The organism is Guptibacillus hwajinpoensis, assembly GCF_020171785.1.
Classification (GTDB): Bacteria; Bacillota; Bacilli; order Bacillales; family Guptibacillaceae; genus Guptibacillus; species Guptibacillus sedimenti.
Window position 1 is genome coordinate 278,429 of record NZ_JAIVAE010000006.1, and the last position, 20,381, is coordinate 298,809.

Here is a 20,381-nt window from a genome sequence, read left to right on the forward strand (position 1 = left end):
TCAATAATCGAACATTGTTGTTAAGAGCATTTATGCTATAGTTTTTTCAAAAGAGGAGTTATTTATGAAAAAGTCCGTAAATCCTTTCCTGTGGATAGGAATTGCCTTACTACTTACAATTTTAATGATCTTTCTAATCAATCCACCGTGGTTGGCGAGAGTGCGCTCTATGCTTTCACTTGAATCACTTTCTCTCCTAGCTGATTACTTCCGCTCTTTGGGAGTGTGGGCACCGATCATAAGCATAGCGTTAATGATTGCTCAGGGCATATTGGCGCCGCTGCCTTCGTTCGTAATTACCGCAGCAAATGGGCTTGCATTTGGCATTCCATTTGGGTTCTTAATTAGCTGGACAGGAGGAATGGCAGCTGCTATTGTGATGTTCTGGCTCGCAAGACTTTTAGGTGCCGGCTTTGTAGAGAGAGTTACGAAACAGAATCATCTCCTACAACAAGCAAATCGGTACAGCGGAAAAAACGGTTTCTTTTTAATTTTTGTAGCAAGATTGCTTCCCATTGTTTCTTTTGATTTTATAAGCTTTCTTGCAGGACTTAGTCAGATTACGTTTCGCTCTTTTTTTGTAGCAACAGCTCTTGGACAAATTCCTGGAACGATTCTTTACACTCTTGTTGGACATGACGTGGCTAATTTGGACGAATATCAAACCCGTTTTCTTTGGACAAGTGTCATCATTGTTCTATTGATTATTATAGGTAAAGTTGCGGCTAGCCGTAAAAAGAAATAAGTGAACACCAGGTGCATATTACTTTCTAATCAGTTCAACTTAGCTTATGGTATAAGAAATGAAATGAATGGAGCGATGAATCTTGGCTAAAATTGTTGTCCTTTATGAGGAACCGAAAGACGTAGAAGAATTTAAGAACTACTATGAGAAGAATCATATGGCTTTAGTGAAAGATGTTCCTAATGTCACTCATGCAGAAGTGAATTACGTTACAGCTGCAATGAACACCGATAAAAAATATTTCTTAACTGCAACGATTGTGTTTGAATCCAAAGAGCAGTTGGAAGACGCCATGCAGTCACCGGCATGGGTAAAAGTATCGGAAGATGGCCAAAACATGATGAAGTTTTTAAATGAGCCACCTCAATTACTTATAACAGAATAAAAAGTAAAAAAACACTTGAAGTTTCGTTCAAGTGTTTTTTTGCATAACGATTTGTTTAAATAATTCTAGAAGAGGTAAAAAGATGGTAGGAATAACCATAGGTTGGAGAGGAGTTAAAAGATGAAAGCATTATTTTTAAATTGTTCGCTTAAGACAAGTGAAACAGCATCAAATACGGATGCTCTTTACAAAGAAGCGGAAGCCATTTTTCAACAAGAAGGAGTTGAGTCTGAAACGATTCGGCTAGCTGATTATAAGATCGCTTACGGAGTTTCGGATGACGAAGGTGATGGAGATGAGTGGCCGGCGATTTTTGAAAAGGTGAAGGCTGCTGATATTCTTATAGTAGGAACACCTCTCTGGCTAGGTGAAAAAAGTAGCATTGCGACACTTGCCATTGAACGCTTATACGGAGGAAGTAGCTTAACAAACGAGAAAGGCCAGTCCCTCTATTATAATAAGGTAGGCGGCGTTGTGATTACGGGTAACGAAGATGGGGCTAAACACGCTGCTGCTTCAATCCTATATGGGTTTTCTCATATCGGCATAACCGTACCACCAAACGTGGATGCCTATTGGGTAGGAGAAGCTGGACCAGGCGATTCCTATATCGAAGCGAATGGACAGAAAAATGATTTTTCGACAGGGCATGCCAAAACAATGGCTTATAATTTAATTCATTTTGCGCGTATTTTTAATGAAAACCCGATTCCTGCGAAAGGGAATACAATGGAATAAACATTCAGCAAGCCTCTTCATTTCGGAAGAGGCTTCTTTTTTTTAGCAAGGTTTCATTCACCTAGGTGCCCAGCGTGACATAAAATAGTAAATGACCGATTTCGGGGGGAGCTCAATGGATGAATTGATTTTGTTTCTTATCCTTTTCATTCTTCTTGTCATTATTTTACTAACTGTATCAGGCATTATTTGAACGTGACAAATAAGTTGAAATGATATTTCTACAGAACTATGGACACCAGCCTAACCCTTCCTTTCCTTTGCGACATATAGTGTTAGTAACCTTCCAGGAAAGGGGGTTTTCTAATGAGTGGTGGAAAAGAGCAAGTACGTGGCGGAGGCTACGGTAAAGGCTTCGCGCTAATCGTTGTATTGTTCATTCTTTTGATTATCGTTGGAGCTGCTGCAGTTGGTGGAGCTAATTACGGCGGTCAATGTGGTGGTTACGGAAAAGGTGGCTACGGCGGTTACGGCGGATATGGCTACTAAACCTTTCTTGTTAAATTAGCATGAAGGGAGGGATACGCATGAGTTACGGTTATGGTCAAGGCTTCGCGCTAATCGTTGTATTGTTCATTCTATTGATTATCGTTGGCGCAGTATGGGCTTACTAAAATAAGCAAAGCACCCGGATGGGGTGCTTTTTCTTTTGGAAGCTTATTGAAAGACGATTGTTTTGTTTCCGTGAACGATCACGCGCTTTTCAAGGTGCCATTTCACGGCCCGGTAGAGCACAATGCGTTCAATATCTTTCCCATGTCTTTTTAAATCAGTCACATTATAGCGGTGAGTGATCCGAGTAATATCCTGTTCAATGATTGGGCCCTCATCTAGCTGAGCATTCACATAATGCGCCGTCGCTCCAATCAGTTTAACTCCTCGATCAAACGCCTGTTGGTAAGGGTTACCCCCGATAAAGGCAGGGAGAAAAGAGTGATGAATATTAATGATTTCGTTGTGATAAAGGTGAATCAGCTCTTCAGGAATGATTTGCATATACCTGGCGAGAATAACCGTATCCACCTCGTGCTCCTTAAGGAGGCGAAGATGCTCGGAGGTTGCTTCTGGTTTAGACTCTTTTGTAACTGGAACGTGGTAAAAAGGAATGCCAGCGTTCTCCGTTAGCTCTTTAAAGTCGAGGTGATTACTAATAACCATCGCAATGTCTGCATGTAGCTCTCCCAATTGCCATCTCCATAGTAACTCCTGTAAACAATGATCTTCTTTTGTCGCAAAGATAGCGAGGCGAGATTTTTTGGAAGAAACAGTGATGGACCATTCCATCTCAAAGGGTTTTGCGGTTTCTTCAAACGCTTCTGTTAACGCTGGTAGTTGATGATTCAGGTGAGGATGACTAAATTCAATCCGCATAAAAAAATGGCCCTGAACAGGATCCGTAGAGTGCTGATCAGAATGAATAATGTTAGCCCCGTTTGAAAATAAAAAAGTTGAAACTGCTGAAACGATTCCTTCTTTATCCGGACAGGAAATTAATAAAATCCCTTTTTCTAAGTTATCCTTCATCATTTGCCTCCTGTTATCTTGTAAATATTTAAAATAATACATTATTTCGATGTGAAGCGCAAAAGGATTTTTCGGCAAGAGAATCCAGTAAAGAAATAAGGACTTTTTACTTACGATTACTTATTTTTAATTAAATATAATTATTAATACTTAATTCCTATTGATTACATACTTATAAAAACTTATAATGTAAGTGGTTGGAAATGAGGTGCAACGATGTATCAAGAAGAAAGAATGCTGGCCATTCTAGATTATTTGAAACAATATGAACGAATTTCAGTAGAGCGCATTTGCGAACTATTTCACGTATCGAGGGATACAGCTAGACGCGACTTAGTGAAGCTTGAAGAAAAAGGAGCAGTCACGAGGACACGGGGCGGCGCTGTACTTCCTGAGTTACGTCATGAGATCCAGTCGTATCACGATCGCCTGAAAGTGGTTTCCGAAGAAAAACAGCGAATCGGTAAGATGGCTTCAAACTATGTGAATCCGGGAGACGTTGTTATTCTTGATGCATCTACGACCGTTCAAGCATGTGCCGAATTTCTTGTGGAAAAACAAGCGACTGTTATCACAAACTCTATTCACCAGGCGGATATTTTATCAAATGGAGCGTACCTCGATATTCATCTTCTCGGGGGGAAACTAGAGAAGGATCACCGTTTTCTTTACGGATCTGCCGTCGTCGAAAAAGTCGGCTCTTATAATGCGGATATTGCGTTTATTGGTGTCATTGGCATATCAGATAAGGGACTAACGATTGCGCATGAAGAAGACGGCATGGTGAAAAGCAAGATGATTGAACAATCTCAGTATGTGATTGCTCTTGCTGACAATTCAAAATTTTATCGTTCTGAATTTTTTACATTTGCACAACTTGAAGACATTGATTTGATTATTACGGACAAGCTTCCAGAGGAGAATATACAGGCAATGCTTCGCAATCATCAGGTTAAGCTAGTTGTTGCAGAAGAATAGTTTTTCTGTAACAACCCTTAAAATACAGTATATTAAGATGAAAGAAACGGACTGGCGTAACCAATTGGGCGTGACAGTCCGTTTTTTTGTTTGCAAAAAGGGTAACAACTAATAGCAGCAAGCAAATTAATTGGTCCCCCAAATATTTTCTGATAAGATGAACTGTAATAATTATTTTTACATTAAAGGAGCGGCTAAATATGAAATTAAGCGTACTTGATCAGTCACCTGTTTCAAGAGGTAATACGCCAACTGAAGCACTTAGAGAAACAACGACACTCGCACAAGAAACAGAAAAGTTAGGCTATCACCGTTTTTGGGTATCGGAACATCACAGTACAAAAAGCCTTGCTGGATCTAGTCCGGAAGTCCTTATTTCTCACTTAGCAGCCAATACGGAGCGGATGAGAATCGGTTCTGGAGGTGTATTGTTACCGCATTATAGTCCATATAAGGTAGCAGAAAATTTCCGGATGCTTGAAACCTTAAATCCAAACCGCATTGATATTGGGCTCGGACGTGCCCCGGGAGGTATGCCGAATGTTACAAAAGCCTTGGCTGGTGGAAACAGTATGGGGATGGACAACTATTTAGAGCAGGTTAATGAGTTAGCCGCCTATCTAAATGGGGAAGACCCACAGAGAATGAACGTACGGGCAACACCCCTTGGCAGTACGACCCCTGAAATGTGGTTATTAGGTTCAAGTGGGGCTAGTGGAATGATGGCTGCCCAGCGAGGACTAGCCTTTACCTTTGCGCATTTCATTAATGGGTATGGTGGGACGAACGTGGTTGACAAATACCGTTCTCGTTTTGTACCATCTGAATTTAACGAGGAGCCTAAAACAAACGTTGCGATCTTCGTCATTTGTGGTGAAACAGAAGAAGAAGCAGAATATCTTGCTTCTAGTTTGGATTTATCGATTTTATTAATTGAACAAGGAAAATCAGGAGACGGATTTCCATCCCCTGATGAAGCACGAAGCTTCCCATATACGGTGTTTGATAAAGAGCGTATTCGGGAAAACAGAAAAAGAATGATCGTAGGTAATCCGACCCAGGTGAAACAGCAAATAGAGGAATTAGCCAAGCAATACCAGACGGATGAAGTGATTATTAATACCATTACACATGATTTTCAAGCCCGACTGAAGTCGTATAAACTACTTGCAGAAGCATTTCAATTAACTGAAAGCGTCTCTTCTTGACAAAATGAACTGTAATATTTAAAATTACACTATACCTTGACTCAGTTGGAACACAAACTAGTCTTCCAAATAAGGAGGTAATAAAATGATGAATCAACTACATCAACAAACACAATACCAAAAAGGTGATTGGGTAAAAGGAAAGTCAGTCCATGATGAACTCATTCATGGCTACGTTGAATCTGTTAATAATTATCTTGGAACGATTAAAGTATTTGTTCTAGAATGTGATAATCCAGAAACTGTTGGAAAAGTAATTGAAACTTTCCAGAATCGTATTTCTCAGCTGGAAGAACCTGATTTAGAGCAGGATGAATCCTTCTTGTTAAATCTTATTGAAGTTTCCCTGATCACAAAAGACAAGGAATGGTTTATGGAACTTTCAGCACAACTAAAAGAACTTCGAAATGAGTCGGAGGAAGTAGTTGCCTGTTAAAATTTTCTTGCCAGCAATAAATGAAATACGATAGGATGGAAGTGGAAGAAAGTGTTGGGAGGCGCTGCAAATGAATAGTGATTTTACTCTCGCCGTACACAGTCTGGCTTTACTCGCAATTAAGCCAGGGCAGATGGCAACAAGTGATTATCTTGCCGGAAGTGCTTCGGTCCATCCCGTTCGTATGAGGAAAATTCTTAGTTTACTCAAGAAAAACGGATATATCGTTTCAAAAGAAGGTGCTGGTGGAGGTTTTACGTTATCTTGCCGAGTGGAAGAAGTAACGCTTGATAAGATCTATAACCTCACTTCTATCGGTTCACTTCAACCAAGGTGCCCTGATTCGAATGAGTACTGTCTTGTTGGAGCGAACTTGTCAAATGTACTTGGCGATATTTTTACAGATGCTGAGAACCACTTAACAGCATTCTTGAAACAATATACGATTCGTGATATTATCCAAAGCCTGAAGCAAAAACAATTATAAACGATTGTTTTTGTTTTATAGTGTAACTGTAACAAAAAATATTTCAATAACCTAATGGGGGTGAGCAGACATGAGTACAAGTCTGGTGGCAAAAAACGAAAGTAAGCTTAATATGAAAGATTGGAATCGATTAGAGAGATCGGGTCAATTAATGAAGCGCAACAAAAGTAGGTTTTTGATTAAGCCAGAGCATACAAATCGTGATGTCTACATTATTAGAAGTGGAAGCATTGCTATTTATCATGCTGACAATATGGAAGAGCCGCTTGCTGTTCTTGGGGCGAACGATGTTCTCGGAAACCGCTCGATTTTTGTACATCAAAATTTGTATGCCAAAACGGTTACTGATGTTGAGCTCATTCAATTAGATCAAACGTCTTACCGTGCACTATATTTAGCTTATCCTGAATTAGCGATCAAGTTAACAGCTGAATTATCAAAGCTAAAACTAACGCTGGATTTTCCAGAACGAAAAGCACCTTCGTTTATCCAACAAGTGAAGAGTGGGGTTCAAAACTGGGTAAATAAAAACAATGGCAAGAAGGGTAGATACTGCCACAACTGCTAGCAATTTCTGTTTTCTAACTGTAAATAAATGTGTTACTGTATAACTGGTGAAGATAGTAGACAAAGAGAAAATTATTGATAGGTTCAAAGGAGAGAAACAAACATGTCGGTAAGTGTACAGGAAAATCAAAGTGTTTTAGATGTAATGAAAGAGCGTCATTCTGTACGAAAGTTTGAAAAAGGTGTCAAGATTCCTGAAGATGTGATGAATGAAATGCTAAATGCTACGATTGAAGCACCGTCTTCTTGGAATCTACAACATTGGAAATTCCTTGTTATTGAAAGTGATGAGCAGAAAGAAAAGCTTCTACCAATTGCTTTTAATCAACAACAAATCGTTGATAGCTCAGCTACCATTGTGATTCTTGGTGACCTTGAAGCTAACTTGCATGCAGAAGAAATATATGGGCAGGCTGTTGAATTAGGTTATATGGACAACGCAGTGAAGGAAACGCTAGTTGGTCAAATAAACCGTGCATATGAGCGAGAAGGATTTGCATTAAGTGAAGCAATTAAAAATAGTTCACTAGCTGCTATGCAGTTGATGCTAGCGGCAAAAGCAAAAGACTATGACACAGTTGCAATGGGCGGATTTAATCCAGTTGCACTTGTTGAAGAATTTAACATCCCTGCACGGTATGTTCCGACGATGCTTATTTCTGTTGGGAAAGCCGCTGCTGAAGCGCATGGAACAGGACGTTTCCCAATTGAGCGCATGGTAGTGAAAGAAAGTTTCTAATTGAAGATGAATGAAAAAGGAAGGGCAGCAGCCCTTCCTTTTTCTGTTGGGGAAGAGTAGATTCATGACGGTACATTTAAGAATGAATTTATCTTCATGATTTTATATGTAAAGGCGGTATACTAAGAAGAGAGCATAAGGGGGATGAGAATGGCAAAGGTAGTCGATCAAGATAAAAAGATGAACTGGCGTGGACTTTCAAAGCTAATCCGAGATACAAACCCGTCGAAACCTCTTGTAGCAGCAGCCATTGCGATGAGTATGATTGGAACGATCGCTGGATTAATTGTTCCATTTTTTACGAAAAATCTAGTGGATCAGCTTTCAGGAAGCACGCTTTCATCAGGGGTTATTACGTTATTAATTGCTGCTTTTATCGTTCAAGCGATTTTTTCGGGTTTATCCATGTATTTGCTATTATATATCGGTGAAACAGTCGTGGCTCGTTTAAGGGAGCGGTTAATGAAGAAAGTGCTTTCTCTTCAAGTTGAGTACTTTGATCAAAACCGTGTGGGCGATACGACGAGTCGGATTGTAAACGATACAGGGGTTATCAAAGATCTTGTCTCAAATCATTTGATTAGTTTGTTAACGAGCACGCTCTCCATTGTCGGTTCGATAGGGATTTTACTTTATTTAGATTGGAAATTAACGGCGATCTTACTTGCTGTCGTTCCAATTATGATGATTGGCATTCGTTTTATCGGAAAGAGAATGTATAAAGTATCAAAAGGATTGCAGGAAGAAACGGCTAAATTCACGGCAACGATTACTCAAGTGTTATCAGAAGTTCGACTCGTGAAATTTTCTATGGCAGAGAATGTGGAAGAAGAGAACGGAAAGAATGGCATAAAAAATGTTTTTGGTTATAGTATGAAAGAAGCAAAAATCTATGCGCTTCTCATGCCTCTCATGACACTACTGTTGATGGGGGTGCTCGTCATTATTGTTGGATATGGCGGCGTACGTGTGTCGACAGGAGAATTAACGGCAGGAGAACTCGTTGCCTTTCTTTTATACCTGTTTCAAATCATTATTCCGTTTAGTTCGATGGCGCGTTTCCTAACAGCCATTCAAAAAGCGATGGGCGCAACAGAACGTCTCCAATTCTTACTCGATCATGAGAGTGAAGAGCGACTAAATGGGGAAGAAGTCAAAAACCCGGCACAAGTCCTTTCATTTAACAATGTTGAATTTTCCTATGGGAAAGAAATGGTCTTGAAAAAAGCGTCTTTTGAAGTGCCACCAGGTAAGGTTACGGCTATTGTTGGGCCTAGCGGTAGCGGAAAAACAACGACTTTTTCTTTAATTGAACGCTTTTATCGACCACAAGAAGGAGAAATTAAATTAGGAGATAATGAGATCAGTCGCTTTTCGCTTGTCTCTTGGCGGAAGCAAATCGGTTATGTGTCACAGGAGAGTCCACTCATAGCCGGAACGATTAAAGAAAATATTGTATATGGGTTGGAGAAAGAGGTTTCGGATCAGGATATTGAAGCCGCAGCCAGCCAGGCATATGCCCTTCCTTTCATACAGGATCTTCCGAATGGATTTGATACTGAAATTGGCGAAAGGGGAATCAAGCTTTCAGGTGGTCAACGTCAGCGAATAGCCATTGCTCGAGCAATTGTACGAAATCCATCTATCCTTTTGTTAGACGAAGCGACGTCTAGTCTTGATAGTACGTCAGAAGTTCAAGTGCAACGTGCCTTGAACAATTTAATGAAAGATCGAACGACAATTGTGATTGCTCATCGTCTATCAACGGTTGTCCATGCAGATCAAATATTAGTAATGGAAAATGGAAGAGTATCCGCTCAAGGTACTCATGAAGAATTGTTTATGAACAGCGATCTCTATAAGGAACTCGCTCAACAACAGTTTCAAATGGAAGAAAAAAGCTCATAAGAAAAGGTGTCGGGGCATTTCCCCGACACCTTTTTAATTTGAAACGCCTGTGGAATGCGCCTCACGTTTTTCTTCTTTTACTTTCTCAAGGAAACGTTTTGTCTCAGCAACCACAACTCCAGATAGGCCGAGTAGGCCGATTAAGTTTGGTAGTGCCATTAAGCCATTGAAGATATCTGCAAGTAACCAAACAACGTTTAGTTTTAACGTTGTTCCTACAAAAACGGCTAATACGAAAACAAAGCGGTAATATTTGATCGATGCGTCTCCAAACAGATAAGAGAAACACTTTTCTCCGTAATACGACCAGCCTAAAACAGTAGAATAAGCAAAAAGAATCAGACCAATCGTAACAATGAGTGCACCAGGAACGCCAAGGAACTTTTCAAATGTTGCCGTTGTTAACGCAGCACCATTCAAGTCGCCTCCGTAAAGGTCTCCCATAACGAGCGCGATTCCAGTGATGGAACAGACAACAATCGTATCAATGAAAACCTGGGTCATTGATACAAGAGCCTGACGACCTGGATAATCGGTTTTCGCAGCTGCAGCAGCAATTGGAGCGGAACCAAGCCCAGCTTCATTCGAGAATACCCCACGCGCTACACCGTACCGAATAACGGCACCAATCGCACCACCAGCAGCTGCTTCACCTGTAAAGGCATCCGAGAAAATAAGCGATACAGCAGCGGGCACAAGCTCAAGGTTCATGAAAATAACAACTAGTCCTCCGATAACATAAAATAAGGCCATAATAGGAACGAAGTAAGCTGTTACTTTACCAATGCTTTTTATTCCACCAAGGATAACCATACCAGTGAAAAACATTAAGACAAGACCCGTAATCCAAGGTGCAATACCAAACGTAGCCACTGCATCAGCAACTGAATTGGATTGCACCATATTACCAATACCAAATGCAGCAAAAGCACCAAAAAATGCAAAGATCATACCAAGCCACTTCATATTAAGGCCTTTATCAAGGTAGTACATCGGACCCCCTGACATTTCACCTTTTGCGTTCACAGAGCGGTATTTAACTGCGAGAATGGCTTCTGCATATTTTGTGGCCATTCCGAAGAGCGCACTGATCCACATCCAAAGAACAGCACCAGGCCCCCCCACGAAAACCGCTGTGGCAACACCGGCGATGTTACCTGTTCCGATTGTAGCAGCAAGGGCTGTCATTAACGCCTGGAAATGAGAAATATCCCCTTCAGATGTTTTATCTTGCTTCTTCGTGAAGGCTTGCTTCAACGCATATGGAAGCATGGTGAATTGGAGAAAGCCAAGACGGATCGTGAGGTAAATCCCCGTTCCAACGAGCAGGATGAGCAAGGGCCACCCCCACACAAATCCACTAATATTATTTAATGCTGCTTCCAATAAGAACTCCTCCTTTATGTATGTTAATACTAAATATTCTAACAAATTACCACAATAACCTTTATAATACAAAATAATTTTTTTCTGAAAATTGTCGAATGATAGAAAAGAGCGCTTTCTTGTTCGACGTAATGCATTTGAGTCGAAGAAAATAAATTTCTTTTGTATGGTAGAGAAAGTAGAGGAGGAGGTTGAAAATGAAGTATTTTGATCTATCAAACAAGGTAGCCGTCGTTACGGGTGGAGGAAGAGGGATTGGAAAAGCAATGGCTCGTGCTCTCTCTGAAGCTGGCGCTAAAATTGCTATAGTAGGACGAACCTCAAATATACTTGAAGAAACGGCAGAAGAATTAAGCAAAGAAACAAATGGAACAGTTCTTCCATTTGCTTATGATGTTACAAAGGAAGAGAGTATTAAAGAACTCGTAACTGATATCCATGAGAAACTTGGTTCTATCACTATTCTTATTAATAATGCAGGTAAAACGGTGCGGAAATCGATCGAAGAGTTGGAACCTAGTGAATGGGATGATGTGATGGAAACAAATGTGAAATCTGTTTATATGATGACAAGAGCAATTCTCCCTGATTTGAAAGAACAACAAGGATCACGAATTATTAACATTGCATCGATGGCAAGTGAAGTTGGCCTGCCATTTTCCACACCTTATGGTCCAAGTAAAGCGGCAGTTGCACAATTGTCGAAACAGCTAGCACAAGAGCTATCTCCGCTTGGCATTACCGTGAATGCGATTAGTCCCGGTTTTATAAAAACACCATTTAACGAAAAAGCCCTTGAGAACCCGATCCTTTTAAATAAAATTAAGAATAGTAATCCAATGCATCGTATTGGTCAATTGGAGGAGCTAATTCCAGCTGTTCTTTATCTCGCTTCCCCTTATTCTAGCTATACAACAGGGCAGAATCTTATCATTGATGGTGGGACAACTTCTCACGCCTTTTAGATATGGGCTTGAAAGAAGTATGGCCCTCCCTTATAATAAATGTAACCTGAAAAGAAAAAGGGGAAAAGTTTATGTTATCGGTGATTCTTAACTAACGTAATTTTATAGACAGTTTGGTTTTTAAAGACGCATATATACTATGCTTATTTAATTATGCCTTCTGTCAAATTAGTTAAGAACACAGATTTAAGCTCATGAATGATGACGACCATTCCAGCTGCGCCTCTGTGCGCGGCTTTTTATATGCTTTTTTAAGCATGGGAATGGGGAAGTCTACCCTTTTATAAAAGAGCTACGAGTGAACCTGTGTTCATTTGTAGCTCTTTTTTACGTTAGGAGCGTGTGTATGTTAATTGAACGAACGCATTATAGGAGCACAAACGACTGAGGAGGAAGAAAAATTGAACGAACAAACGATGGCAACACTTGAATTTGATAAAATCCGTAGCGAGATCGCCCACTATGCGCTTTCCGAAGAAGCGAAAGGTGAGATCCAGAAAATGAAACCCTCACATGATACAAAAGTGGTTCAAAACAGATTAAATGAGACTACCGAGGCAAAAGCGATTATAAAGAAGAGCTCTAGTGTTCCTCTTCATGGCCTTCATGGCATCATTCAAGTGATAAAGCAATTAAACAAAGGACTTGCATTACGACCTGATCAGCTTACAACCGTACTGGATTTGATTGAAAGTGGTCGAAGAATGAAACAGTTCATGGTGGGAAAAGAGTGGTTAGCTCCCACGATTTCAAGCTATGTGTATTCTCTTTTTGAACTTACAGATCTTGAAGAAGAGTTAAAACAATCGATTCGAAATGGGGAAATCGACGATACTGCGAGTAAAGAGTTAGGAAGAATAAGAAAAAAAATAACTGTATATGAAGAAAGGGTGAAGGAGAAACTTAACCAGCTTCTGCGTTCATCATCAAAACGAAAAGCTCTCCAGGATACCATTATTAGTGATCGTAACGGACATTATGTTGTAGCAGTTAAAAAGGAATATCGTAAACAAATCAAAGGAACGGTTCACGATCAATCATCAAGTGGTTCAACGGTTTATATTGAACCTGAGGAAGTTCGAAAAGTTCAAGTAGATTTAAATGAATTAAAAGCGGATGAATACCTGGAGGAACAGCGCATTCTGAGCAAATTAACAGGAGAAGTGGAGCAATATGCACAGGAGATCTCCATTAACATTGAAACGATGACGCACTATGATTATATTTTTGCCAAAGCAAAATATAGTGTAGCGATTGATGGAAGTCAAGTTCAGCTATCATCCGAACCAATGATCGAACTACGCAACGGTCGCCATCCATTGTTAGCTAAAGAAGCTGTTCCCTTAACCCTTGAACTAGGGAAGGGATATAAAGGATTAGTGATTACTGGCCCAAATACAGGAGGGAAAACCGTTGCCATTAAAACAGTCGGTCTTCTTGCGATGATGGTGCAATGTGGCTTACACATTCCGGCTGAAGAGTCTTCTGTGTTTGGAATGTTTGGCAACATACTCGTTGATATTGGCGATGGACAGAGTATTGAACAATCGTTAAGTACTTTCTCTTCACGAATTTCGAATATCATTACCATTTTGCAAGATGCTGGACCTGATGCTCTTGTCATTCTAGATGAGCTTGGTTCAGGAACAGATCCTGGTGAAGGGATGGGAATTGCCGTATCGATTTTAGAACAATTAAATCGCCTCGGCGCAACCATTCTTTCCACAACGCATTATAGCGAGATGAAGAATTTTGCATCTGCCCATCCTGATTTCGAGAACGGGTCGATGGAGTTTGATCCACAATCACTGCGGCCGACGTTTAAGTTGCGAATGGGCATACCCGGTGAAAGTCAGGCATTTGCAATTGCCCTCAGGCTTGGCATGCATCCGAAGATTATTGAGCGTGCTCATGAAATTACGTATCAGGAGAAGGAAACTTACAATAAGCGAGAGCAGCGTGATTGGCACTATGAACAACAGTTGAAAAGTAAAAAGGTCGATCAACCGCGACGGCAAAAAGTACAGGTTGAAAAGCACTTTGAACAGTTTTCCATTGGAGACAGCGTGGCGATACCTTCTATGGAGGAAAAAGGAATTGTTTACAAACCGATTGATGAGTTTGGGAACGTGATGGTCATGATTAATGGCAAAAAAGAGACGATTCATGCGAAGCGATTAAAACTCCTTTTGCCAGCAAGCGAACTTTACCCTGAGAATTATGATTTTGATATCCTGTTTGAATCGGTTGAGAACAGAAAGAAAAAGAAATTGATGAATCGAAAGCATGTGGATGGCTTGAAAATTGATTATGAAGAGTAGTGAAAACCATCCAAGCGGAAATCTTACTTCATGTTTGAAAGAAGGTAAGAAACGCAGAAATGTAGAAGAACGTTTGTAGCAACTAGTAGGAGGTAAAAATGATGAATTTAGGAGCTTTTTCAGTCAGTTTAAGTGTAAAGGATATCCAAGCTTCAAAGAATTTTTACGAAAAATTAGGTTTTCAAACGTTAGGAGGAGATATCTCACAAAATTGGCTCATTATAAAGAATGGAAGTACCGTTATCGGTCTTTTTCAAGGAATGTTTGAGAAAAATATGCTTACATTTAATCCTGGTTGGGATGAGAACGCTGAAAACCTAGAGTCGTTTACGGACATCCGAATCCTTCAGAATACGTTAAAAGAAAACGGTGTGAAAATTCTTTCTGAAGCGGATGAATCAAGTGAAGGGCCAGCGAGTTTTACAATAGAAGACCCAGATGGCAATCCTATTCTTGTAGATCAGCATAGATAAAAGCAACTTGTTTTCTAAATTAGCACTCTCTCTGCGTAGAATTCCTCTGAAAAGGGTAATGCGTGTAATAGAACATTCTGCTCGGGCAGAAAAGATGGCAAAGTGGAGGATGAGAGAGATGCAAAAAATGAACAGAGGAATTTTAACAGCCGTTTCGTCAATTGCGATTGCTCAGGGGCTGAAGATTTTGACGCATAAGAAATTAACAGGAGAATGGGATGTGAAGCAAGTGGCGACAACTGGTGGGATGCCGAGTTCACATTCCGCTGGTGTTGCAGCACTTACAACTTATATTGCATCAAACAAAGGGTCTCGTCATACAGAAACGGCGCTCGCGACTATTTTCGGGGTCATTGTGATGTATGATGCTCAGGGAGTTAGGCGTCATACTGGAGAAATTGCGGCTCTAGTAAACGATTTAGAAGATAACCTGGCGACGATCTCTGGCGATTACCCCAGCATGCAATTTGTGGAAAGAGAAAAAGAGTTGAAAGAGCTTCTCGGGCATCAACCTGTTGAGGTTCTAGGTGGAGCCATTTTGGGGGCAACTTTAGGCTTTCTTTCAGCTAAATATGAGAATAAGTAGTAAGTATACAGAGAGGAAATCATAGGCGCTTTGCCTATGATTTTTTTTGTGATTTGGCAGATCGCGGAATTAATTTAAAAATCGCGGATATATTTCAAATATCGCAGAAATAATCGACTTTCCGCGTAATTAACGGCATTTTTCTTGAACATTGACGCCACGAGCACATCACACAAACAGATTGCTTTCATTTAAAATGTGATTTTGAAATAATATGAAGTGCAAGAAGGATAGAGGAGGAAATCAAATTGACACATACAACAAAAACAACCGAAGCGTTATTCAAAACGTTCAATAGTGAAAAATTAACTTTAGAAAATCGTACGGTTATGGCTCCAATGACGAGAGGTTTTTCACCAGGAAATGTACCTGGTGAAGATGTAGCTGCATATTATCGCCGTAGAGCTGAAAATGGTGTTGGCTTAATCGTCACAGAAGGGACAGGTATTAACCATCCTTCTTCTGTTTCAGGAGCAAGTATTCCAGTATTTCATGGTGAAGAAGCACTTAATGGCTGGGAAAATGTCGTCAAAGAAGTGCATGAAGCTGGTGGTAAAATTGCGCCTCAGCTTTGGCACGTTGGAATGACTCGAAAAATGGGTGAGCTGCCAAACGAAGAAGCACAACCAGTTGGCCCGTCAGGTCTAGCACTATCTGGTGAGAAAGTAAACGAGCCTTTAACTACAGAAGAAGTTGAGCAGCTCGTTGAAGCATACGCACAGGCGGCAGCAGATGCGAAGCGACTCGGTTTTGATGCGATTGAACTTCATGGAGCACACGGTTATTTAATTGACCAGTTTTTCTATGAACAAACAAATCAGCGCACTGACCGCTACGGTGGCGATCTTGTAGGGAGAACACAGTTCGCAGTTGAGATCATTGAAGCGTGCCGGCGGAAGGTTGGTCCAGACTTCCCGATTATCTTCCGTTTTTCTCAATGGAAAATGCACGATTTTAAAGCGAAGCTAGCTACTACACCTGAGGAATTAGAACAGTTCTTAGCGCCGCTCGTTGAAGCTGGAGTGGATATTTTCCACTGTTCAACACGTCGTTTCTGGGAGCCTGAATTTGAAGGATCTGAATTGAATTTAGCAGGTTGGACGAAGAAACTAACTGGTAAGCCAGTTATTTCAGTAGGCTCCGTAGGACTTGATGGCGAATTTACAAGCTTCTCAGGTGCCAATACAACGAGTCTTGATGGCTTGATTGGAAAGCTAGAAAATGAGGAATTTGATCTTGTTGCCATTGGTCGCTCTTTATTAATGGATCCTGAATGGGTAAATAAAGTACGCGATGGGCGTGCAGATGACCTATTACCATTTGATAAAGAAGCTTTGCAAAAATTATACTAAATACGTGAAGTTGTCATAGCATAACGTTATGAACAGCTTTGTAATCAAGTATTCCTTTACTTTGTTTAAAGGAATACTTGATTTTTTTATTGTTAATATCAAAATAAATACATACTATTATTTACCAAAATACTAGGATAGGTGTAGAATCGATAGAGAACAGTCATGGAAAAATAACTTTTATGGAAGTGACAAGGCCTATGGAATCATTATTAGCTAACTTCTCAATCTTACTATTTATGCACCTTTGCATTCAAAGTGTATACTACATCGCTTTTCAGAAGCGATGGCCAGATCAAGTTGTCGAAGTTGCACATGTGCTGATTGTAGTAATTGGTATTTTTTTCCTTTATCAATTACCAGTCGTTCTTAATAACTATTGGTTTGATTTACGTACGATTCCAATGGTCATTCTTATTCTATACCACGGGTCCCGATTGGGGGTTCCGGTTTTAATAATTGTTACACTTGCTCGCTTCGCTTTTCCAGGTGAATTTATTATGTTGGAGCTTCTTTTTACCTTGTTCATTCCGACGGTTGTGACTCTCCTTATTCGTGAGAGGCTTTTTCGAAATCTGACTTATCTAAACCTCTTTCTCTATTTTATTGGGATTTGGTTGATTTCCGATGCCATTATCGGTTACATCATTTCAGACAGCGTTACAATCTATTCGTACTTCATTCGTTTCTTGTCTTTTCAGCTGTCTGCTTTAATCATGTATTTTTTTATACAAACGAGTACAAGAAACCTTGAGATGAGTGAGCAGCTTCGTTTTTATGCTGAACACGACTCTTTGACAGGTCTTTTAAACCTTAGAAGTTTTCTTAGAAAAGCGAGAGAGCATGAAAGTCATGTATTGAAAGTGGTGGCCATGCTTGACCTTGATTTTTTCAAACAAATTAATGACACTTACGGTCATTTGAATGGGGATCGTGTTCTTGCTGACTTTGCGGCTTTTCTTTCAGAACAGGATGATTGGCTTGTTGGACGATACGGAGGAGAAGAATTTATTGTTATACTCGAAGCGGCTACGAAGGAAGAGGCTTACGATCGTATGAAAACCTTGCAGCGAAGTTTGAGTAAACAACAATTCATTACTGAAATGGGAGAAGAAATACAAAATGTTTCGGTTTCCATTGGACTAGCTGAGCTCGACCAACAAAATCCTCTCATGACTTCAGTGGAGCGAGCAGACAAGTGTCTTTATAAAGCGAAGAAAAATGGGCGAAACCAGGTCTGCTTTTAGCACTTTGCACATTCGTCGGTTTAAAAAGATGAATTTGCGGAATATAACAAGTGTTAAGGTTTTTAAAGGAGGACGAATTGTCATGAAAGTACTCGTTATTGGAGCAAATGGACAAGTAGGAACACATTTAATTTCGAAATTAGCTGAACGCGGTCACGAACCAGTCGGTATGATTCGCGATACAGATCAAGTCAAGGCGATTGAAGATGCTGGCGGCAAAACCGTACTAGGTGATCTTGAGAAAGATTTCTCACAAGCGTTGTATGGCTGTGAAGCGGTGATCTTCGCTGCAGGTTCTGGCCCACACACTGGTGCGGATAAAACGATCATGATTGACCAAGAAGGTGCAATTAAAGCCGTTGATGAAGCGAAGCAACAGGGCATTAAGCGCTTTGTAATGCTAAGCACGGTTGGGTCCGATTACCCAGAAAAAGGACCAGATGAAATGAAGCCATACTTATATGCGAAAAAACGTGCTGATGAGCACTTAAAAGCTACAAACTTAACGTACACGATCCTTCGCCCGGGCCGTCTTTCAAATGACCCTGGTACAGGAAAGATTAGAGCTTCTGAAACATTAGAAGATAAATCTGGTCAAATTCCACGCGAAGATGTAGCGGCTGTTCTAGCTGAAGTTCTAGAGAATGAGCATACGTTTAATCGTTCATTTGAGGTTCTAGACGGTGACCACAGCATCAGTGATGCGATTGGTCAGCTATAGAGTTTATTTTGTGGGAGACTTAACGTCCGTTAAGTCTCTTTTTTTCTGTTGGATAAAGTTACTCCTTGTATTTAATACATAGTTATAGAAAAATAATTAGTGACTTTTTCATCATTTTTCGACGAAAAAATTGCGATGAAGGCGAACTAATGATAATGTGGTATAGGTCAGTGCATGAAAGCGTTAACATAAAGGAGTAGAGAGAATGAACATCTTAGAATGGCTACAGAAAATTAACGGCGTTCTTTGGGGAGCACCAAGTCTAATTTTGTTATTTGGAACAGGTGTCTTTCTCACGTTAATTTTAAAAGGACTTCAGTTTCGGAAACTTGGGTATGCATTTAAATTGGCATTTTCAAAAGAAAAAGAAGAGGACAGCAGTGCTGAAGGTGATGTTAGTAACTATAAAGCTTTGATGACAGCCCTTGCGGCAACGATCGGAAATGGAAACATTGCGGGGGTTGCGACGGCCATTACGATCGGTGGACCTGGCGCTATTTTCTGGATGTGGGTCGTTGGTCTCGTCGGTATGGCAACCAAATATGGTGAAGCCCTCCTTGCTATGAAATACCGAGTGAAAAATGATAATGGTGAGTATGCAGGTGGACCAATGTATTATGTTGAAAAGGGACTCGGTCCAAAATGGAAGTGGCTCGCGATCTCGTTTGCGTTATTTGGTGCTATCGCTTCACTTGGCATTGGGAATAGCGTTCAATCGAATACGATCGCAAGTGTTGTTGATGAAAGTTTTCACATTGATGGATGGGTAACGGGGGTTATCCTTGCTGCGCTTACAGCACTTATTATTTTTGGTGGCGTGAAACGGATTAGTTCTGTCGCAGGTTTCTTTGTTCCAATTATGGCAGTACTTTACATTGTAGGAGCTGTCATCATCATCATCCTAAACTTCGACGCGGTTATTCCAGCAATGAAGTTAATCTTTACGTATGCTTTCTCTCCTCTATCGGCTGTGGGAGGATTTTCTGGTGTAATTGTAATGGAAGCAGTGAAATCCGGCGTTTCCAAAGGGATTTTTTCTAATGAAGCAGGCCTTGGTACAGCAGCGCTAATTGCAGGAAATGCAAAAGCGGATCACCCTGTAAAACAAGCGCTCGTTGCGATGACGGGTACGTTTATTGTAACGATTATTGTTTGTACAATGACGGCGCTCGTGCTCCTCATTACAGGATTTTGGGATCCAACAGGAGGAGAGCTTTCAGGAGTTGTGCATGATCCAAACCTGGAAGCGGGTGCTTTAACGACTGCTGCCTTTGGGTCAAGTCTCGGTATAGTTGGTGAATATATCGTCACATTCTCTGTTATTTTCTTTGGTTTCTCGACCATTATCGGCTGGTACGTGTATGGGTATAAATGTTTTGAATACCTTGTTGGTACAAAAATAACAATTTATTATGGTGCCGTATATATACTAGCGTGCTTTGTTGGAACAGTTGCGAACTTAACAACCGTGTGGGCCTTTGCAGATATGGCGAATGCCTTAATGATGATACCAAACTTAATAGCGCTATTGTTGCTTTATAAAGTGATTAAGAGTGAAACAGACGACTACTTTAACCGTTATCTTGTTGAATTTGAAATGAAGAAAGCGAGTTAG

21 protein-coding genes and 1 pseudogene are annotated in these 20,381 nt (G+C 40.4%); 20 read left to right on the top strand and 2 right to left on the bottom strand.

Annotation, left to right across the window (positions count from 1 at the left end; genetic code table 11):
* The first annotated feature begins 64 nt into the window (after nt 1-64).
* The 5 genes and pseudogenes from LCL91_RS10560 to LCL91_RS10580 all read left to right on the top strand — a co-directional run bounded on the left by LCL91_RS10560 (nt 65) and on the right by LCL91_RS10580 (nt 2,482).
* Nucleotides 65-745, top strand: a complete 681-nt coding sequence (locus LCL91_RS10560) for a TVP38/TMEM64 family protein (RefSeq protein ID WP_224882239.1) — start codon at nt 65-67, stop codon at nt 743-745.
* 82 nt (nt 746-827) lie between these two features.
* A complete protein-coding gene (locus LCL91_RS10565) occupies nt 828-1,130 on the top strand; it encodes an EthD family reductase (RefSeq protein ID WP_224882240.1) in 303 nt (100 codons plus the stop codon).
* Between the two features lie 120 nt (nt 1,131-1,250).
* Complete coding sequence (locus LCL91_RS10570) at nt 1,251-1,868, top strand: flavodoxin family protein (RefSeq protein ID WP_224882242.1); 618 nt, start codon at nt 1,251-1,253, stop codon at nt 1,866-1,868.
* Between the two features lie 306 nt (nt 1,869-2,174).
* A pseudogene (locus LCL91_RS10575) lies at nt 2,175-2,279 on the top strand (YjcZ family sporulation protein); the annotation flags it as partial.
* Between the two features lie 116 nt (nt 2,280-2,395).
* Nucleotides 2,396-2,482, top strand: a complete 87-nt coding sequence (locus LCL91_RS10580) for a YjcZ family sporulation protein (protein ID WP_136948892.1) — start codon at nt 2,396-2,398, stop codon at nt 2,480-2,482.
* 43 nt (nt 2,483-2,525) lie between these two features.
* Here the strand turns inward: LCL91_RS10580 and purU are convergent, their stop codons facing one another.
* Nucleotides 2,526-3,395, bottom strand: a complete 870-nt coding sequence (gene purU / locus LCL91_RS10585) for a formyltetrahydrofolate deformylase (protein WP_425589675.1) — start codon at nt 3,393-3,395, stop codon at nt 2,526-2,528.
* Nucleotides 3,396-3,608: 213 nt separating this feature from the next.
* Between purU and LCL91_RS10590 the strand changes: the two genes are divergently transcribed.
* The 7 genes from LCL91_RS10590 (at nt 3,609) to LCL91_RS10620 (ending at nt 9,715) form a co-directional block, all read left to right on the top strand.
* Nucleotides 3,609-4,370 carry a DeoR/GlpR family DNA-binding transcription regulator gene (locus LCL91_RS10590; protein ID WP_224882246.1) on the top strand — a complete coding sequence of 254 codons (762 nt, stop codon included), beginning with the start codon at nt 3,609-3,611 and terminating at the stop codon, nt 4,368-4,370.
* Between the two features lie 200 nt (nt 4,371-4,570).
* A complete protein-coding gene (locus LCL91_RS10595) occupies nt 4,571-5,578 on the top strand; it encodes an LLM class flavin-dependent oxidoreductase (protein WP_224882247.1) in 1,008 nt (335 codons plus the stop codon).
* A gap of 85 nt (nt 5,579-5,663) precedes the next feature.
* Entirely contained in the window at nt 5,664-6,014 is a 351-nt protein-coding gene (locus tag LCL91_RS10600) for an IDEAL domain-containing protein (protein WP_224882248.1), read from the top strand.
* Nucleotides 6,015-6,084: 70 nt separating this feature from the next.
* Nucleotides 6,085-6,501 (top strand): RrF2 family transcriptional regulator, encoded by a 417-nt coding sequence (locus LCL91_RS10605; RefSeq protein WP_098444970.1) that lies wholly within the window; start codon nt 6,085-6,087, stop codon nt 6,499-6,501.
* 70 nt (nt 6,502-6,571) lie between these two features.
* Nucleotides 6,572-7,069 carry a Crp/Fnr family transcriptional regulator gene (locus LCL91_RS10610; RefSeq protein WP_224882249.1) on the top strand — a complete coding sequence of 166 codons (498 nt, stop codon included), beginning with the start codon at nt 6,572-6,574 and terminating at the stop codon, nt 7,067-7,069.
* Nucleotides 7,070-7,171: 102 nt separating this feature from the next.
* The gene (locus LCL91_RS10615) at nt 7,172-7,807 is read left to right on the top strand and encodes a nitroreductase family protein (RefSeq protein ID WP_224882250.1); all 636 of its coding nucleotides are present in this window, start codon (nt 7,172-7,174) and stop codon (nt 7,805-7,807) included.
* A gap of 150 nt (nt 7,808-7,957) precedes the next feature.
* A complete protein-coding gene (locus LCL91_RS10620) occupies nt 7,958-9,715 on the top strand; it encodes an ABC transporter ATP-binding protein (RefSeq protein WP_224882251.1) in 1,758 nt (585 codons plus the stop codon).
* A gap of 33 nt (nt 9,716-9,748) precedes the next feature.
* Here LCL91_RS10620 and LCL91_RS10625 read toward each other — a convergent pair whose 3' ends face one another.
* Nucleotides 9,749-11,101 carry an alanine/glycine:cation symporter family protein gene (locus LCL91_RS10625; RefSeq protein WP_224882252.1) on the bottom strand — a complete coding sequence of 451 codons (1,353 nt, stop codon included), beginning with the start codon at nt 11,099-11,101 and terminating at the stop codon, nt 9,749-9,751.
* Between the two features lie 197 nt (nt 11,102-11,298).
* Here LCL91_RS10625 and LCL91_RS10630 point away from each other — a divergent pair, with 197 nt between their 5' ends.
* The 8 genes from LCL91_RS10630 to LCL91_RS10665 all read left to right on the top strand — a co-directional run bounded on the left by LCL91_RS10630 (nt 11,299) and on the right by LCL91_RS10665 (nt 20,381).
* Nucleotides 11,299-12,066, top strand: coding sequence for an SDR family NAD(P)-dependent oxidoreductase (locus LCL91_RS10630; protein WP_224882253.1), 768 nt, complete (start codon nt 11,299-11,301; stop codon nt 12,064-12,066).
* A 401-nt stretch (nt 12,067-12,467) separates the two neighbouring features.
* Nucleotides 12,468-14,387, top strand: a complete 1,920-nt coding sequence (locus LCL91_RS10635; protein ID WP_224882254.1) for an endonuclease MutS2 — start codon at nt 12,468-12,470, stop codon at nt 14,385-14,387.
* A 101-nt stretch (nt 14,388-14,488) separates the two neighbouring features.
* Nucleotides 14,489-14,860, top strand: coding sequence for a VOC family protein (locus LCL91_RS10640; protein WP_224882255.1), 372 nt, complete (start codon nt 14,489-14,491; stop codon nt 14,858-14,860).
* Between the two features lie 118 nt (nt 14,861-14,978).
* Nucleotides 14,979-15,446, top strand: coding sequence for a divergent PAP2 family protein (locus LCL91_RS10645; RefSeq protein ID WP_224882256.1), 468 nt, complete (start codon nt 14,979-14,981; stop codon nt 15,444-15,446).
* A 248-nt stretch (nt 15,447-15,694) separates the two neighbouring features.
* Nucleotides 15,695-16,798: an NADH:flavin oxidoreductase gene (locus tag LCL91_RS10650; protein WP_224882258.1), complete on the top strand. Its 1,104-nt coding sequence runs from the start codon at nt 15,695-15,697 to the stop codon at nt 16,796-16,798.
* A 200-nt stretch (nt 16,799-16,998) separates the two neighbouring features.
* Complete coding sequence (locus tag LCL91_RS10655) at nt 16,999-18,045, top strand: GGDEF domain-containing protein (protein WP_224882260.1); 1,047 nt, start codon at nt 16,999-17,001, stop codon at nt 18,043-18,045.
* A gap of 82 nt (nt 18,046-18,127) precedes the next feature.
* Nucleotides 18,128-18,766: an SDR family oxidoreductase gene (locus LCL91_RS10660; RefSeq protein ID WP_165997837.1), complete on the top strand. Its 639-nt coding sequence runs from the start codon at nt 18,128-18,130 to the stop codon at nt 18,764-18,766.
* Between the two features lie 205 nt (nt 18,767-18,971).
* Complete coding sequence (locus tag LCL91_RS10665) at nt 18,972-20,381, top strand: alanine/glycine:cation symporter family protein (RefSeq protein ID WP_224882262.1); 1,410 nt, start codon at nt 18,972-18,974, stop codon at nt 20,379-20,381.